At 42.2% G+C, this 18239-nt stretch carries 14 protein-coding genes; 5 read left to right on the top strand and 9 right to left on the bottom strand.

What is annotated here, in order from left to right; genetic code table 11:
• Nucleotides 1-151: 151 nt before the first annotated feature.
• The 5 genes from HWQ23_RS09160 to pstB all read left to right on the top strand — a co-directional run bounded on the left by HWQ23_RS09160 (nt 152) and on the right by pstB (nt 5171).
• Nucleotides 152-1309 (top strand): sulfate ABC transporter substrate-binding protein, encoded by a 1158-nt coding sequence (locus tag HWQ23_RS09160; protein ID WP_292826726.1) that lies wholly within the window; start codon nt 152-154, stop codon nt 1307-1309.
• An 84-nt stretch (nt 1310-1393) separates the two neighbouring features.
• Nucleotides 1394-2395, top strand: coding sequence for a PstS family phosphate ABC transporter substrate-binding protein (locus tag HWQ23_RS09155; RefSeq protein WP_292826723.1), 1002 nt, complete (start codon nt 1394-1396; stop codon nt 2393-2395).
• Between the two features lie 49 nt (nt 2396-2444).
• Entirely contained in the window at nt 2445-3386 is a 942-nt protein-coding gene (pstC, locus tag HWQ23_RS09150; protein ID WP_292826720.1) for a phosphate ABC transporter permease subunit PstC, read from the top strand.
• A 6-nt stretch (nt 3387-3392) separates the two neighbouring features.
• The gene (pstA, locus tag HWQ23_RS09145; protein ID WP_292826717.1) at nt 3393-4292 is read left to right on the top strand and encodes a phosphate ABC transporter permease PstA; all 900 of its coding nucleotides are present in this window, start codon (nt 3393-3395) and stop codon (nt 4290-4292) included.
• A 51-nt stretch (nt 4293-4343) separates the two neighbouring features.
• Nucleotides 4344-5171 (top strand): phosphate ABC transporter ATP-binding protein PstB, encoded by an 828-nt coding sequence (pstB, locus tag HWQ23_RS09140; protein WP_292826714.1) that lies wholly within the window; start codon nt 4344-4346, stop codon nt 5169-5171.
• A 259-nt stretch (nt 5172-5430) separates the two neighbouring features.
• On the opposite strand, the gene HWQ23_RS09135 is transcribed toward pstB, so the two are convergent.
• From HWQ23_RS09135 to HWQ23_RS09095, 9 genes are all read right to left on the bottom strand, one after another.
• Nucleotides 5431-6708, bottom strand: coding sequence for an autotransporter outer membrane beta-barrel domain-containing protein (locus HWQ23_RS09135; protein ID WP_292826711.1), 1278 nt, complete (start codon nt 6706-6708; stop codon nt 5431-5433).
• Nucleotides 6709-6962: 254 nt separating this feature from the next.
• Nucleotides 6963-7646 carry a hypothetical protein gene (locus tag HWQ23_RS09130; protein ID WP_292826708.1) on the bottom strand — a complete coding sequence of 228 codons (684 nt, stop codon included), beginning with the start codon at nt 7644-7646 and terminating at the stop codon, nt 6963-6965.
• A 947-nt stretch (nt 7647-8593) separates the two neighbouring features.
• Complete coding sequence (aroF, locus tag HWQ23_RS09125; RefSeq protein WP_292826705.1) at nt 8594-9655, bottom strand: 3-deoxy-7-phosphoheptulonate synthase; 1062 nt, start codon at nt 9653-9655, stop codon at nt 8594-8596.
• Nucleotides 9656-9934: 279 nt separating this feature from the next.
• On the bottom strand, nt 9935-11032 hold the full coding sequence (trpD, locus tag HWQ23_RS09120) for an anthranilate phosphoribosyltransferase (protein ID WP_292827121.1): 1098 nt from the start codon (nt 11030-11032) through the stop codon (nt 9935-9937).
• A 46-nt stretch (nt 11033-11078) separates the two neighbouring features.
• The gene (gene trpB / locus HWQ23_RS09115) at nt 11079-12320 is read right to left on the bottom strand and encodes a tryptophan synthase subunit beta (protein ID WP_292826702.1); all 1242 of its coding nucleotides are present in this window, start codon (nt 12318-12320) and stop codon (nt 11079-11081) included.
• Nucleotides 12321-12370: 50 nt separating this feature from the next.
• Complete coding sequence (locus HWQ23_RS09110) at nt 12371-13624, bottom strand: tyrosinase family protein (protein ID WP_292826699.1); 1254 nt, start codon at nt 13622-13624, stop codon at nt 12371-12373.
• A gap of 159 nt (nt 13625-13783) precedes the next feature.
• Entirely contained in the window at nt 13784-14617 is an 834-nt protein-coding gene (trpA, locus tag HWQ23_RS09105) for a tryptophan synthase subunit alpha (protein WP_292826696.1), read from the bottom strand.
• Between the two features lie 220 nt (nt 14618-14837).
• On the bottom strand, nt 14838-15662 hold the full coding sequence (trpC, locus tag HWQ23_RS09100) for an indole-3-glycerol phosphate synthase TrpC (RefSeq protein WP_292826694.1): 825 nt from the start codon (nt 15660-15662) through the stop codon (nt 14838-14840).
• A gap of 168 nt (nt 15663-15830) precedes the next feature.
• Nucleotides 15831-18038: an anthranilate synthase gene (locus HWQ23_RS09095; RefSeq protein ID WP_292826691.1), complete on the bottom strand. Its 2208-nt coding sequence runs from the start codon at nt 18036-18038 to the stop codon at nt 15831-15833.
• Nucleotides 18039-18239: the final 201 nt, after the last annotated feature.

Below are 18239 nucleotides of genomic sequence, written 5' to 3'. Positions count from 1 at the left end.
AGAAATTCAGATTTATTTGCTACTTTCGACGAGCAACTGCTCACTAGGTAAAAAAAATTTAACCCAGATGATAAATATTATTCTATATATCCTATAATCCTTATAATTACGGTATCCGTCTAGAAATACCGTAGATTTAGGGGTGATTCTGATGAGCAAGTCGCAACAACTGACACAATTGGGTAAATTACTAAGTGAGAAAATGCAGGCTTATGTCATGAAAGCTTTGCAAACTATACAACTCTCGTATCAACACACAATTAAGAGTTGGTTGAATAGACACACTCTCCAAAGTTTTGTGAGTCTGTTTCTCATAGGTACTTTTTTGAGTGTAGCAGTTGCCTCCTGCTCTGGAAAGACTTCAGCTAGCAAAAATGATGTTAATCTCAAACTAGTTTCTTTCTCTGTCACCAAAGCCGCTCATGACCAGATAATCCCCAAATTTGTCCAAATGTGGAAGCAAGGACACAACCAAAACGTTACATTTGAGCAAAGCTATGGAGGTTCTGGTGCTCAAACGGCTGCTGTTATTGCAGGTTCGCAAGAAGCAGATATAGTACATTTGGCACTTCCCCTGGATGTCAACAAAATTCAGCAAGCAGGTTTAATTAAATCAGGTTGGGAAATAAAATCACCGAGAAGTGGTATTGTGAGTAGATCGGTTGCTGCGATCGTAACGCGCGAAGGCAATCCGAAAGGCATTCAGACCTGGGCAGACTTGGCAAAAGATGGCGTGAAAGTGGTTGCGGCTAACCCAAAAACTTCTGGTATTGCTATCTGGGAATTCTTGGCTTTTTGGGGTTCGGTGAGTCTAACCGGAGGTAACGATGCCACAGCATTAGATTATGTCACCAAAGTTTATAAAAATACTCCTATTCTGACAAAAAATGCCCGTGAAGCTAGCGATTTATTCTTCCAAAAAGGTCAGGGAGATGTGTTAATCAACTACGAAAATGAGGTGATTTTGGCGGGTAAAAATGGGACGAAGTTGCCTTATGTTGTACCCCAAGTCAATATTTCCATTGATAATCCTGTAGCAGTAGTTGATAAAAACGTTGATAAGCACGGTACAAGAGAAGTTGCACAAGCATTTGTTGATTTTCTTTACTCGACAGAAGCTCAACGGGAATTTGCAAAATTGCAATATCGTCCTGTTAACCCCACTGTTACCCAAGAAGTAGCATCACAACATCCCCCAATTCAAACTTTATTCACATCTCAAGATTTAGGTGGTTGGGATATTATCCAGAAAAAGTTTTTTGCAGATGGGGCAATTTTTGACAAAGTTCAAGCTGCAAACAAAGCATGATATCTATTTTTTAATACAGCATTCTCTACTTGCAGATAGCCAAACATAAGCAATTCACAGTAACTTTATCTCAATTGATAATTTATGAGCTTTCGTAGCAGATATAAGGATAGTATTTTCCTGACATTTTTAATGATTATTGCCAGCAGTATCACTGCTTGTAGCAGTAATGAGGAAAAGAAAAGCCAGGTGAGCATTGATGGTGCAGCTGTAGGTTTTCCTATTTCTTTAGCAGTTGCAGAAGAATACGGTAAAGTCAAACCTGAAGCGAAAGTAAGCGTTGCCTCAAGTGGTACTGGTGGGGGTTTCAGTAAATTTTGTAATGGCGATCTTGATATAGCTGGTGCTTCTCGCACGATTAGAGATGAAGAAATCAAAAAATGTAAAAGTAAAAATATTGAATTTGTCGAGTTGCCTATAGCTTTAGATGGCATCGCCGTGATTGCCAACCGTCAAAATAACTTTGCCAAATGTCTAACTATTAAGGAACTGGGTACGATTTGGGGCGGGAAAGCAGACGGCAAAATATTGGCATGGAATCAAGTTAATCCCAAGTTTCCTAACCAAAAGCTGAAGCTGTATGCTCCATCTTCTGATACGGGAACATTCGATTATATGACTCAAGCTGTGACTGGTAAAGCCAAGAATGGCCGTACAGACTACACTGCCACTCAGAATCAAAACCTTCTCGTACAAGGAGTATCAGGTGATGTATCAGCTTTGGGTTATGTTGGGATATCTTACTACATTCAAAATCAAGATAAACTGAATCTAGTTGCTGTAGAAAGCCTTGAAGGAAAGTGTGAAAAACCAGTTCCAGTGGATAATGTAATTAAAAATATCTATACACCTTTGTCTCGTCCTCTATTCATCTATGTCAGTAAAAAATCTTTAGATACTAAGCCAGCAGTAAAAGAATTTGTAGATTTTTATCTAGAAAATTCTTGGAAGTGGGTAGATAGTGTTGGTTATGTAGCATTACCTGATGAAGCTTACATCAAAGTCAAACAAAAATTTGCTACTGGTGAAACTGGGACAAAATTTAAAAAAGCAAAACCAGGTGAACCGATCACAAACTTTATTTAAATTAAGTCTCAGGCATTGTAGTCTAATTTTAGTGATAAGTTAATTGTTTATGCAAGATACCAATTCTCAAGACGCTCCTTATTTACTATCCAGGCAGTCACTGGATAAAAATGCATCTGAAGATATATCTGAAAAGATTGTTGCGGTAATTTTATTTGCTTGTGCTTTAGTCTCTGTTTTGACTACCTTTGGTATTGTCGTAATTATCTTTCAGGAGACATTCGGTTTTTTCCAAGAAGTTTCCTTTGCCCAATTCTTTCTTGATACTAAATGGACGCCTTTATTTGCCAATAGACATTTTGGTGTTTGGCCATTGATTAATGGCACTTTCTTAACTACAGCTATTGCAATGGCAGTTGCTATTCCTTTAGGTTTATCTTCTGCGATTTATTTAAGTGAGTATGCCCAACCCAAAGTAGCAGCAATTTTACGTCCAGCAGTAGAACTTTTAGCGGGAATACCTACAGTAGTATATGGTTACTTTGCGCTGTTGTTCCTTACACCATTGCTGCGGAATTTTCTGCCTCTGGAAATATTCAACGCTTTGAGTGCGGGGTTAATGATGGGGGTAATGATTACTCCTACTGTTGGTTCTATCAGCTTAGATGCTATTCGAGCAGTTCCACGCTCTTTGCGAGAAGGATCTTATGCTTTAGGTATCACTAAACTGGAAACCATTTTTAAAGTAGTTCTACCAGCCGCGCTTTCGGGAATCATCGCTTCAATTATATTGGGTATTTCTCGCGCTGTGGGTGAAACAATGACTGTCCTGATTGCCGCCGGACAACAACCAAGACTAACTGTTAATTTTGCGGAATCAGTAGAAACAATGACAGCTTACATGGCACAAATTTCTGGTGGAGATAGTCCACGCGGTAGTCTGAATTTCAAGACATTATATGCTGTAGGCGCTGTTCTGTTTCTACTTACCCTAATTTTGAATATTGTTAGTTACTGGATTGCTAATCGCTTTAAAGAAAAATACGACTAAATAGATATGGCTACAAGTTATCAACAAGATGATTCTCTAGATTCTGCGGCAGAATTTAACGATAATGTTGAGAGTAGGGAGACATTAGGGAAAGTATTTGAAGGACTTTTTTTGTTAGGATTGCTGATTGGTTTATTTATCCTAGCGTTGCTACTTTTTGATATTTTTCGAGACGGATTAGGCAGATTTTTGTCACCCGGCTTTCTGACGGAAACTCCTTCTCGTTTTCCTGACCAAGGTGGTATTCGTCCTGCAATTATTAGCAGTATTCTTTTAGGGGCTGTTGTAATTTTAGTGACTGTCCCAATTGGTGTCGGAGCAGCTTTATATCTAGAAGAGTATGCACCTAAAGCCTGGTGGACAGCGATTATTGAGATTAATATCAGTAATTTGGCGGGAGTACCTTCTATTGTCTATGGATTGCTAGGTTTAGGAGTTTTCAATTATTTGCTTGGATTTGGCCCCGCTTTAATTTCCGGTGCATTTACTTTATCTTTGTTGTCTTTACCAGTAATTATTGTGACGGCTAGAGAAGCAATTCGGGCTGTGCCAGATTCCCTGAGAAATGCTTCTTACGGATTAGGTGTCACAAAATGGCGAACTATCAGCAATCATGTCATACCCTATGCTGTTCCTGGTATTTTGACGGGGGTGATTATCTCTGTATCCCGCGCTATTGGTGATGCAGCCTCTCTAATTGTTGTCGGTGCTGTGGGTTTTCTCACCTTTAACCCTGGTTTGTTTCAGAGATTTATGGCATTACCCATTCAAATTTACAGTTACATTACTCGTCCTGAACCGGGTTTTGCTAGTGCAGCAGCAGCGACAATTATTGCGTTGTTAGTGTTGATTTTAGTTTTAAATGGTGTAGCAATTTATATTCGCCAGCGCTTCTCAATAACTTAGGTAATTAAATATCTAATTGGATATATTCACGGAGATTAGGAGATACGCAAAATGACTCATAGCAATAGTATAAGTCAATCAGATAGTGCCACAATAGACCAAGACAAGGGCGTATTTAATGTTGAAGGTGTGAAGGTCTACTATGGGGGATTTCTGGCACTTTTGGATGTCTACCTAAAGATTCCTGATAAACAAATTATTGCTTTTATTGGGCCTTCAGGATGTGGTAAAAGTACGTTACTGCGTTGCTTCAACCGGATGAATGATTTAATCCCTGGTGCTAAGGTTGAGGGTAGACTTAATTACCGCGATCGCAACATTTACGATCCTAAGATCAATTCTGTAAAATTACGCCGCCAAGTCGGAATGGTTTTTCAAAGACCGAATCCTTTCCCTAAGTCAATATACGAAAACATTTCCTTTGGCCCGCGTGCTAACGGTTACAAAGGTAACATTGATGAATTGGTGGAAGATTCCCTCAGACGCGCTGCTATCTGGGATGAAGTCAAGGATAAACTTAAAGAGAAGGGTACTGCATTATCTGGCGGACAACAACAACGGCTTTGCATAGCAAGAGCGATCGCGATGAAGCCAGATGTATTATTGATGGATGAACCATGTTCTGCTCTTGACCCAATTTCTAGCCGCCAAGTAGAAGAACTCTGTTTGGAACTCAAGCAACAATACACCATCATCATGGTGACTCACAATATGCAGCAAGCTTCCAGAGTCGCAGATTTCACGGCTTTCTTCAATACAGAAATTGACGAGCATGGCAAACGTCGCGGAAAATTAGTAGAGTTTAATCCTACAGCTAAAATGTTCAGTTCTCCTCAAACCAAAGAAGCTGAGGATTATATCAGTGGACGTTTCGGTTAAGAGACATCACAGCAAAAGCGGAAAGGTAAAAGCCAAGTGATCCCGCAGGGGAACCCAACATTGATCTTTGTTCATGTTGGGTTTCACTGCCGTATAGCCTAGAACTTTAGTTCTGGGCGGTTTATGTATAGAATGAAATAGCCCTAGATGCAATATGGTGAAATTTAGTGTTTTTGGATTTGCGGTCTGGAGCAATCCACGACAAGTACGAGCCATCCTCTAAAACCTTTTCTACTAGCTTTTAAGAATTAAATTTACCTTAACAGCGTTGTTGTTTTTTGAAGACTGATAACAGCAAACATACAAGTCCCATTACTACCAGAGGCACTGAAGAAGCAGGTTCTGGAACAGGCTGAGGGTTTTGCACAGGCTGATAATTAATCACATTCCCTTGAATTTTGCTGAGTGATGCCAAAAGTTGCCCAATATCCTTAAGATAATTAGTGTCATTAATACCAGCACTTTTAGAAGAAATGAGTCGGTTAAATGTCTGGCTACTTGATAGATCAAAATCTCCTGTTAACCCAACAAAATCTTGACCTATTTTACCTATAAGGGAGTCAATCAGATTGTTAACATTAGTCTTGATTCCTTGCGGAAATAACCCTAAAATGCTGGGGTTATTGATGTTTCCAATGGTTATGTTGTCACTATCCGCTAGCCAATTGGCATTACCAATGATTGTATTTCCATTTGTAAAAACCCAGTTACCATTACCAATAATTGTGTTGTTCTTACCGAAGTCCCAATTGCCATTTCCAATGGTTGCGTTGTTACTCCTGAAGTTCCAATTACCATTACCTAATGTTGCATTATTATTTCCCTTGTCCCAATACCAATTACCGTTACCAAGGGTTGTGTTATCACTTGCAAATAGCCAGTTGCCATTACCAATAGTTGCGTTGTCCTGATTAAAGTTCCAGTTCCCATTGCCAATGGTTGCGCTGTTGCTGCCATAATCCGAGTTAAAATTACCAATGGTTGCGTTGTTACTACCAAAGTTCCTGTTGCTATTACCAACGGGTGCCTTGCCCTGATTAAAGGGTGGGCTACTAATAGCAGCATTAGACGTATTGCCACTGTTACCAAAAGGTATATTATTACCAAGGACTTCTCTCAACGGATCGAAAGGCGATTGTTGAAGCAGACTTCCAGCACCTGCTATAGGATTACTGTTGCCAGCAAAGGGGTTGGTACTGCCACCTGCAATGAGATTGCCACCGTTTAGAAATGGGTTATTTCCACCTGCTAATGTGTTGTCAGTGCGCTGGAAAAAATTTTCACCCAGAACTAACTTCAAGCGATCAAAGATTAATTGCTGAAGCTTACTGCCACCATCGCCAGCAAAGGCGTTGATACCGCCACCTGGAATGGGATTGTTACCTGCAAAGAGATTGCTACCACCTGTCAACAAGCTGCCTTCAGGATATAAACTGCCATTGGTAGCAAAGGAACTACCGCTATACAGGTTGCGATCGCCAGTGGCACTAAAAGTGTTAACCTCACCATTAATCGGATTGACAGCAGATGCTTCCATTAGTACCAATTCTCCTATTTTTAGTTAAAAAATTTTGGGGTTTTCAGTACCCGTTATGCCAGGTATGAATTTGCTGAACCCAAAATCTTTCTATCTAAATAAAAGCTTTAATCATCTTCACTGTCAACCTGACAGAAAATCTCGCCTAAAGTTTTTACTAATAAAGAGTTTCAGTGCATAACATAGTCAACTAGCATAGTATGTATGTACTGAAAGACTCATTATTGTTCCAAAGATTCTAATGATTCTAGCTACTAAGTGGACGGGATGCCGCCACCACCAAATGAGGGGATGTTGCCACCACCAAATGAGGGGATGCCGCCACTTCCAGATGATGGGATGCCCCCGCTTCCAAATGATGTGATGCCGTCACCACCAAATGACGGGATACCGCCACTTCCAGATGACGGGGTGCCGCCACTTCCAAATGAGGGGATGCCGCCACTTCCAAATGAGGGGATGCCGCCACTTCCAGATGAGGGGATGCCGCCGCCACCCTGTGCCTCTTTAAGCCTGGAGTTAACTAGGTTATCAATAGTAACTCTCAAACCCAATCCGTCTGGTATTTTAGTTGTGCTAATACTACTGCCCTGGCTGCCAGCACCAGTCAAAGGGTCTTTGCCAGTACCCTGGTTAGCACCGCCTGCGGATGGATTTACACCGCCTGCAAAGATATTCCAAAAGTTGTCACCGGCGAAAGGATTACCACCATAGGCTAAATCAGGCTTACTACCACTACCAGTGCCAGTGCCACTACCAGTGCCAGTGCCACTAGCACCAAATGGATTACCGCTACCTTCTTTATTACCGGTACCACTGAATATATTGGAGAGTTCTTTATCACTCAGAACTTCATTTAAGCGACCGAAGGGTGAATCTCTCAACTTGTCGGCGGCACTAGAAGAGTTCCCGGTACCACTATTATTTAAATCTGCCATCAGGACTAATCCTCCTAGTTCTTAGAATAAAAATCTTGCTAGCATAGCAACATAAAACAGACAAATTAAGTCTTGATTATGACTTTTATGTTGTTTTTTTGTTAGCACAACTAGTTAGTAGCTCTAAGTTTAATTGATTACCTTATCAAGTGAAGATAATCAATTGTTAGTTAATGCTACTTACATCTCTAATTTATGCTATTTCACTTCTAAGGACAATGAAAAATGTTTTGATAAATCTATCAAAATATTAGATATTTTTAAAGGAGAAGATAGAACATTTGACTCAATAGTGTGTAATAAGGTTATATTTTAATTAAGAATTATATTGCAATGAATAATCTTTTGATAAATTTGTCAAATCTTTAGAGGGTGTTTGAAAAGGTATGAAAATTCAGATTATTTAATCCAAAAACATCCAAAGTAATAAAATTCATTAGACCTCTTGTATAAATAAAAAATAAGAACCCCACCCCGCCAAAGCTACGCTTTGTCTCCCCTAAGAGCAAGCGAGGAGGGGTTGGGGTGTTAGGGATTTTTACAAGAGGTCTATTACAGACGCTGCAATCACTACCCTTCTAGCCCGGATTTTTCACAACTGAGAAATCCAGCTAAAAACCCCGCTCTCAGTGTCAGCAGGGCGGGGTAGTGTAAGAAAAACTGATCAACGGATTTTTTCCAAGGAAAGAATCTGTTAATCAGTTTTAGCCGTTTGCAAAAAATCGGTTTGAGGGTCTATCTACCTTGAGAGTTCTGGTGTCAAACAATGCAAGGATTTTGGATTGAAGAATTGAAGAATTAAAAAGAGCAATCAAGTCAGGGGCAAGTCATTTAATTTTAAATTTTGGATGCAAGAATCTTCTCTTCTTAGGCAACGCCCAAGAATCCAAAATCCAAAATTTAAAATCTAAAATTCGGTGAGGAGAATGTGGCTTTCACCAATGCGCTCAAATGCAGGCAAATGCAGGTGTAGACCAGCGATCGACTACTTTGCCCAGAACTGACATTTCTTCAACTAAACGGTCAAATTTATCAGGAGTGAGAGATTGGGGGCCATCGGATAAAGCCTTAGCTGGATTGGGGTGAACTTCAATCATCAAGGCATCTGTACCAGCTGCGATCGCAGCCATTGCCATTGATGGAACATATTCAGACCTACCCGTACCGTGACTAGGATCAATCATAATCGGTAAATGGGTAAGCGATCGCAACACCGGAAGCACCGATAAATCTAAAGTATTGCGGGCATATTTACCATCAAAGGTTCTAATTCCCCGCTCACAAAGAATCACATTCGGATTTCCTGATGCCAAAATATATTCTGCCGCCATCAGCCACTCATCAATTGTTGCAGACATCCCCCGCTTCAGCAGCACAGGTTTATCTTGAGCGCCTACCTTTTTGAGCAGCGAAAAGTTATGCATATTTCGCGCTCCGATTTGGATCACGTCAGCGACTCTCGCCACTGCTGATAAATCCGCAGCATCCATCAGTTCTGTGATGATGCCCAAACCAGTAGCTTCCCGCGCTGCGGCTAATAAATCTAAAGCGCTTTCGCCATAACCTTGAAAGGCATAAGGTGAAGTGCGAGGTTTGTAAGCTCCGCCACGCAGAAACTGTGCTCCTGCTGCCTTCACCCGCTTTGCTGTCTCCACAATCATCGCTTCATTTTCAACGGAACAAGGCCCGGCTACCACCACGATCGGGTGACGTTCGCCGAAATAGACATCACCGTTAGGCGTGGGTACAACAACCTCGCTGGCTTCTCCATGTCGGAATTCTCGGCTAACCCGCTTGAAAGGTTGTTGCACTCGTAATACTTGCTCAATCCAAGGGCTGAACTCCTGAACCTGTAATTTATCGATGCTAGTGGTATCACCAATTAGCCCCAGCACAACTTTATGAGTGCCAATGCTTTTTTCTACCGTGACTCCCCAAGTGTCACTCAGTTCTTGGCTAATCCGAGTAATTTCCTCAACAGGTGTACCGCTCTTAAGTATGATAATCATCTGTTTTTCCTTTTGTTTTTGGGTGTAATTAACCTAAACTGAAACCTAGTCTAAAAGCCGCTTTGAGAGATTGCCTCGTTCCTAGCCTCAGGCTGGGAATGCCATAGGGAGGCTCTGCCTCCTTAATTTGATTAGCGGCAGAGCCGCAATGAGGTGCATTTCCAGGTGGAACCTGGAAACGAGAGTATTTAAAGGCTTAGTTGATGCCAATGACAAATGTGTGACCCTACAGCATGTCCATCCAAACGAGAATCGCTATAACTTAGTGGCTAATAGCAATTAGCGCAAAAATTCAGCAAGTTGTTCTAACTTCGTCCAAGCAGCGCCGCTTTGCAGAATTTCCTTAGCAAGGGCAATACCTTTAACACAACCGGCTAAAACATCAGTTTCTCCATCAATGGCTTCACCAACTTGGAGTGCGAGGGCTGTATTTAAAGCAACTACATCTTGCTGCGCTTGAGTGCCTTTACCTTGTAAAACTGCCTTCAAGATTTCGGCATTTTCTTCGACATCTCCACCGTGCAACGCCGCAGTCGGTGCAAAACTCAAACCAAGTTCTTGAGGATTGAGCGTTAGAGAACGCACTTTTTTATCTTGGAGTACAGCCAAGTCAGTGACATCTGCCAAACCCGCCTCATCTAAACGTTCCCGTCCGTGGAGTGCGATCGCTTGCTGACATCCCAATTGGGATAAAGCTTGAACAATCTCCTCTAGTAAAAGCGGGTCATTCACACCAATAATTTGCCCTGTCGGTCGCATGGGATTTACTAGCGGGCCGAGCAAATTAAAAACAGTCCGCACTTTCAAAGTTTTTCGCAAAGTAGCGATCGCCTTAAGTGCAGGATGCCAGCCTGGAGCAAACAAAAAGGTGATTCCGACCTCGCCCACTGCGGCTTGTACTTTCTCCGGGGTGGCGTTGAGATTTATGCCCAAAGCTTCCAACACGTCAGCAGAACCAGCCTTGCTAGATGCGGAACGATTGCCATGTTTGGCAACTTTTACCCCGGCGGCGGCGGCAACAAAGGCGACAGCAGTAGAAATATTAAAAGTTGAAGCACCATCTCCACCAGTTCCGCAAGTGTCAATTAGGGGAGACGCGATTAATCGCGTTTGTACGGGGGGTGGGGATTGGGATTGTAAGACGCTAGCCATCCCTACTAATTCTTGTGCAGATACGCCTTTAGCTTGAATTGCGGCTAAAATCGCTCCTGATAATACATGGGGAATGGCATCTGTGAGCCAACCCTGCATCAGATCCGCAGCTTGGGAAACCGTCAACGATTGCCGATTCAGCAACTGTTGCAATAAAACTGGCCAGTTGTAGAACTCAGGAGTAACGGGGATGTTATCGGGTGGAGTTTTAGTTACAGCTATCATATTGGTCATTTGTCACTTGTCATTAGCAAACGACAAGAAGAGAAGATTAAGGAATAAGGACTTTGGCGACGGTTTGCACATCTTTGTCACCTCTGCCGGAACAATTGATCACGATGCGGGGGTTGCCTTCTAACTGAGGACAAAGGGTTTCGAGATATGCGATCGCATGAGCAGTTTCTAAGGCGGGAATAATTCCTTCTAGTTGCGAAAGCCTCTGAAACGCTTCTAACGCCTGTTTATCGGTAACACTGTAATATTCGGCGCGACCAAGATCCTTTAAATAACTATGCTCAGGGCCAACGCCGGGATAATCCAGTCCGGCACTAATTGAATGGGCTTCGATGACTTGACCATCATCATCTTGCAATAAATAGCTCATCGCGCCGTGCAATACACCTATTTTTCCTTTTGTCAAGGTAGCAGCGTGCTTTTCTGTATTTACACCTTCACCCGCCGCCTCTACTCCGATTAGGCGAACTGAAGGTTCATCCACAAACTCATAGAACAAGCCGATCGCATTGGAACCTCCACCCACGCAAGCCAGTAAAATATCTGGTAATCCTCCCCATTTCTCCTGAGACTGAGCGCGAGTTTCTACACCAATTACAGTGTGGAAATCACGCACAATCATCGGGTAGGGATGAGGCCCGGCAACGGAACCGAGGATGTAATGAGTTGTTTCCACATTCGTCACCCAATCCCGAATTGCTTCCGAAGTTGCATCCTTGAGAGTTCCCGTACCTGCTGACACTGGGCGAACTTCTGCCCCCATTAACTTCATGCGAAACACGTTGAGGGCTTGGCGTTCCATATCATGAACGCCCATGTAAATCACACATTTCAAACCAAACCGCGCACATACAGTTGCAGTCGCTACGCCGTGTTGGCCTGCGCCTGTCTCTGCAATAACCCGTTGCTTACCCATGCGTTTAGCTAGCAGCACCTGAGCTAAAGCATTATTGATTTTGTGAGCGCCTGTATGATTTAAATCCTCACGCTTTAAGTAGATTTGCGCTCCCGTGCCATCTGGTCTAGCGTAGTTTGTTGTCAGGCGTTCAGCAAAATATAATGGGCTGGGTCGTCCCACATAGTCACGCAGTAAGTTTTGCAGTTCCGCTTGGAAACTTGGCTCGTTGCGATATTGATGAAACGCCGCTTCCAACTCACTTAATGCAGGCATTAAGGTTTCGGGAACGTATTTACCGCCGAATTTTCCAAACCTGCCCAAAGAATCTGGTTGGACAGTTGCAGCCGAAATCGTAGTGTTGATGTCTTGTATACTTACCATTGGTTAAAATCCTTTTACGTTCAAGTATTTTTTACTTTTGTTCTAAGTTTTTAGAACTTATTCCACAGATAAAATTCTCTTCGCGTTTTCTTTTCAGAGGTTTCGTAGGTATAACCTAGTTTCCTGTGATTCAAAACGTCTAGAGGGCGCACCAAATCGTCAGAGTCAAAATTTGGTAATAGGGATAGTAAATCTCCTAAGCCCGTAGCTTTAGGGGTAGACATCCCGCCATCCCAAGGCCACATTAGGTCTTTAAGATTGTGTCCATAAGGCTGACTATGACCATCGGGAGGATAAAAATCGCTACCTTTATGACCGTTTTCTTGCCATTGGGCCCAGAGGCGGTCTGCGTTCGCATGATGCAACCAAAATACTGGGTCATAGGGCGAACTTGGGATATTGCTCATAGTACCTAAAGGCTTAAACTTTATGGGTGTCGTACTCGCGTCTATTTGTACCCCACCGACTAAACCATGAATGTAGTTGTGTATGAATCCTCCTGGGGTAACTTTACCCTGCTCATCTACAGAGATAAATCCTTCCAAAGCAGGGCGAAATAGAGAATAGTTATTAAGAGCAAGGGCACGCTCAATATCTTTTTTGGGCACAGGGTAATCACTGGCAGGAGGTAGTCGTAGAAACCGGACAAGTGATGTACCTAATGATGTGTTGGTATCTGGGTCAATGTTTAATACTGGATTCATAACCCAGCCATTTGCAGCAGCAAAAGCCCCAGGCACAGGGCCGCCTGTAAAATTTCCCTGATTTGGAATTTTGATGGTTACTCCTTGGCCGTTAGAGCCAAGAAAGTCATCGTTAAAAATCACATCAAGTGCTTTAGGGTCAGTCCAATCCCAGTATGGGAGACTAACAGTTGGGTCTACTGCTTGCAGAGCTTGTTCAAATCTGCGGATATATTCTCGATGCCAAGGGAAAAAGGCGGCATTTTCATGAGCAAGTTCTTGGACGGAACTATCGGAATGCCCTTTATGATTATGAATCAAGCGTGTTGCCCCTAGATGTATGGCAACGAATTGGTCGTAAATACTAAGCTTGCTACCTACGGGAATTGTCGTTTTTAAGGTTTTTATAGCCTTGACAAAGGCTGTTTTTTCTGCTGGTGTCAGGTCAGTTACGTTCTTTCTTACAGCTAGGTGAGCCTGTTGTCCTAGAAAATTGTAATCCCAATGGTATTTGTATTGTCCGTGGTCAACGGGATTATGAGCAAAGACTGTAAGGGCGCAGGCGCTAACTAGAAGTACGCTATAAATTAATATTTTGACGGATTTCAGCAGGAGTTTCATTGTCTAAGGAATTTGCAAGAAATAAATTATCCAAGAAAACGAACCACAGAGGCGCAGAGGGCACGGAGAAAGGAGGAAGAGAGAGAAATGAAGAAGTCAGAATTTAGGAGTCAGAATTTAGGAGTCAGAATTCAGAACTCCCTAAGTTGGGGGGTGAATTTATCTCACTTCTTGAAGAGATGGACTTTCGCGCCGAGTTTCTGTAATCGCTGTTTTAAGTTCTTGACAGAGTTTTTCTACTGCTTGCAGTCCTTCTGTTGGGCTACTTTCAGCTAATCGTTTAACAAAGGCACTACCAACAATCACTGCATCTGCACCCCATTCTTTTACCTGATGTGCTTGTTCTGAATCTGAGATGCCAAAACCAACGCCAATGGGTTTATCGGTGACGCTTCGCAAATCTGTAATTAAATGTTTTACGCGGTTTTGGAGTTGAGAGCGGATACCTGTAACTCCAGTCACACTAACAAGGTAGATAAAACCCTGAGATTGACGTGCGATCGCTTCAATCCTATCTTTAGAACTGGTGGGAGCTACGAGTAAAATTACCTCAATTCCGAAAGATGCGGCGGTTTGGATTAATTCTCCTGCCTCTTCTAAGGGTAAGTCTGGCACTACCAGCCCTCGCACCCCAGCAGCAGCAATTTCTCCCAAAAATGGTTTAATACCCCGGTGCAAAATGGGATTGTAGTAAGTAAATAGAATTATCGGCGCTTTTAAGCTCGGACTCACCGTTTGTAACATCTCTAGCACTTGCTCTAATTTAGTGCCTTTTTGCAAAGCGCGGGTTGCTGCTGCTTGAATCACAGGCCCATCTGCTAGAGGATCGGAGTAGGGAACGCCCAACTCGATGAAGTCAGCGCCGTTGCGATCTAAGATGCGTAAAGCTTCGGCAGTGGTTTCTAAGTTAGGATCGCCTGCTGTGATAAAAGGAATTAAAGCACACTGTTGGCGATCGCGTAAAGTTTGAAAGGAAGTGGAGATAGAAGTCATGCCGAAAAATAGTTAATAATTGGTTAATAAGCTGAAAAACATCTAAATTGCATAACCCAATTAAACCTAACTCTTGTGGGGTGGGCATCTTGCCCGCCTTTGGTTATTGGGCGGGCAAGATGCCCACCCCACAATAAATAATTGGATATTTTTTTATTTGGAACTCCGTTAACGAGTCTTTTAGCTCCGTTAACGAGTCTTTTAGCTCCGTTAATGAGTATCAGAGCTTTAAAAGACTACGCACAGCTTGTTCTACATCGCTTTGTTTAACTAAAGACTCTCCGATCAAAACTGCACGCGCACCAGCTTCAGCTACAAGAGATAAATCAGCAGGTGTAAACAGTCCAGACTCACTGACGACGGTGATATCTAAACTTTGTAATTGTTGTTGACGCTGTGCTAAAAGTTGCTGTGTTGTTCCTAAATCAAGGGTAAAATCTTCTAAATTGCGATTGTTGATTCCTACTAAATGTAAGTCGTCAAGCTTTAGCACTCGATCTAGTTCAGCCAAGGTATGAACTTCTACCAGTGCATTCATGCCCAAATCGTGAATCAGTCGCAAAAAATCTTGGAGTTCTTGATCTGATAAAATCGCAGCAATCAACAAGACTGCATCTGCACCTGCTGTCCGTGCTAAATAAATTTGATAGCGGTTAATGATGAACTCCTTACACAGTAGGGGTAATGCTACTTGTAATCGCACAGCCCGCAGATTATCAAAACTGCCCTGAAAAAACTTTTGGTCAGTCAGGACTGATAAACAAGCTGCACCACCTCGTTCATAAGCTTGAGCAACAGCTATTGGGTCAAAATCTGCGCGGATAATCCCACGACTAGGTGATGCTTTTTTTACCTCGGCAATTAAGCTAGGTTGGTTGGGATTTTCTTGCAAAGCATTCAAGAAATTTCGCACATTCGGGGCTGCATTTAACTGTTTTTGCAAGGAGGCTAAAGGCAATTCTTGCTGCATTTGTGCGACTTCTTTCTTTTTATGCAACACAATTTCTTCGAGAATATGGCGGGAAGTGACAACTTGGTTAATCATAAACTGCTAGAGGGAGTGGAGAGACAAGGAGAATAACTTATACGATGTCCGGGCAATTAAGCATAATACTCGGCCCGGAACCCCACCCCGCCAAAGCTGCGCTTTAGCTCCCCTCCCCGCCTGCGGGGAGGGGTTGGGGGTGGGGTTCTTAATTTGGCGGACATGATATCATGCCCTATGACCAATGCCTAATGACTCTTTGGTTTGCGTATATGCAGACACCACATTTTTAATAATTTCCAAACCGACTTCTCCCGCTAAAGTCATGATTGATTCTGGATGAAACTGAACGGCGGCGATGGGAAGTGTCTGATGTTCAATACCCATAATTACGTCGTCATCAGAAATCGCTGTCACCTTCAGTTCTTTTGGCAAACGTTGCGGTAGGGCAAACAATGAGTGATATCTACCCACCATAAAAGATTGTGCTAAGTTTTTGAAGGTAACAGAATTAGAATCGGTGACGAAAATCCGTGAGGATTTACCATGTTGGGGATAGTTGAGAACTCCCAATTCTCCATCAAAAGCTTCAACAATGCCTTGCAGTCCCAGACAAACTCCGAAAATAGGAATTTGGCGATGAAGAAGGGCGCCGACTGTCTGGGGAACACCAAAATCACTTGGTCTACCAGGGCCAGGAGATAAAACAACTAAGTCAGGGCGTTCTGTATCGAATAGCGATTCTGAAAAACCATGACGTAGTGTGGTGACACTTGCACCAGTTTGGCGAATGTAATTGGCTAGGGTATGAACAAATGAGTCTTCATAGTCTATTAGTAAGACGCGTTTGCCAGCTTCTGCACAAGGTAAGATTTTAGTTAATTTTATCGAACTGGACTGATCAATCTGACTAGTTTGCTTAACACGGCGAATCGTCTCAAATAAAGCAGCAGCTTTGGTAATTGTTTCTTGTTCTTCTGCTTGTGGTATGGAGTCATAAAGGACAGTAGCACCAACTCGCACTTCGGCGATGCAGTCTTTTAATCGAATTGTCCGCAGAATTAATCCAGTATTTAAATTGCCATTGAAATTTAAATAACCAACTGCTCCACCATACCAACGTCGAGCGCTCTTTTCATGCTGTTCAATAAAATCTATTGCGGCTCTTTTGGGTGCGCCGGTGACTGTAACTGCCCATGTATGCGAGAGAAAGGCATCTAAAGCATCAAATTGCGATCGCAGTGTACCTTCAACATGATCTACTGTATGAATTAAGTGGCTGTATAATTCTATTTGGCGACGACCAATGACTCGTACTGAACCAGGTTCGCAAATCCGGGATTTGTCATTGCGATCGACATCAGTACACATGGTCAACTCAGCTTCATCTTTGTGTGAGTTGAGTAACTGACGAATTTGCACCGCATCGTCAAGAGCATCTTGTCCCCGGCTAATAGTCCCACTAATGGGACAGGTTTCTACCCGCCTACCTTCAACCCGCACAAACATTTCTGGAGATGCACCAATTAGATATTCTCCACCTAAATTAAAAATAAATCCATAGGGACTAGGGTTGATTTCTTTTAAGGTTTCAAACAATTTGCTAGGTTGGTCTTCAAAGCCCTCAAAAAAGTTTTGACTAGGAACAACTTCAAATAAATCGCCTCGGCGGAAATAATCGAGTGCAACCTCAACTTTTTTCGCATACTCGCCTACTTTATGGTCAGCAGTTTGATTCTGTAGAAGATGTTTTCCGCGATAATCTATAGACTCACCTGTTCGAGGAAGATTCTTTGTATTGCCGTGCGCTGTTTCAAATTCATATTTTAGACGAAATGCACGTTGTTGATAGTAGTCAACAACTATCAATTCATCAGGCAGATAAAGCACTAAATCTCGCTGATCTGTAGGACGTTCTAAGCGTTGGGTAATTGGTTCAAATTGGAAAACTAAGTCATAACCAAACGCACCATACAATCCTAAATGCTCGTCTTCTTGACTAGAAAAAGTATATAAGATTTCGCGGACAATAGTAAATGCTGAAGGTTGTTTACTACGTTCTTCTTCAGCAAATAGGTTTTTTGTAGGTTTAACAAACCCTACAATATGGTTATTCTCTTGGGTAACTTTTTCAAGTTGTTTTGATTTAGATAACCGCTCTAAGAGTAATGGTAAAAGTACTTGTCCGCGTTCATTCAACGCTATCAATGTGAAAGCATTTTCCTGTGTACTCAATTCTAGCGGTGGATTTACAAATCCGATCGCCCATCTTTTGTATCTCCCTGGATATTCGTAGCTGCTTCTTAGCAAACCTCCACGCTGAGAATTTAGATAGAAAAGTATTTCTTCCAGGGCGGTGTCCATCTTCACTTCTGTGATGGAGCGAGAAACGTTTACACCACCAAGGGTTTTGTAGGAACGGGAATCAAAAATCATAGGTAATCTCTCTGGAATATTTATTAGCCAGTCATTAGCCAAAAGCCATTAATTATTATTGATAACTATCTTCAAAATAAAAACGACTCAAGATAATTCGATGTCAATCTAATTGAAATTATCCAAACTTGTGTGTTTTTTTTTAAAAGATGTAATGAAAAACTTTTTGCTTCTTATTTAAGAGTACTAGATATCAAGCAG

Source organism: Nostoc sp. JL33, assembly GCF_017114985.1.
Classification (GTDB): domain Bacteria; phylum Cyanobacteriota; class Cyanobacteriia; order Cyanobacteriales; family Nostocaceae; genus Nostoc.
This window is presented reverse-complemented; position numbering and strand designations above follow the sequence as displayed.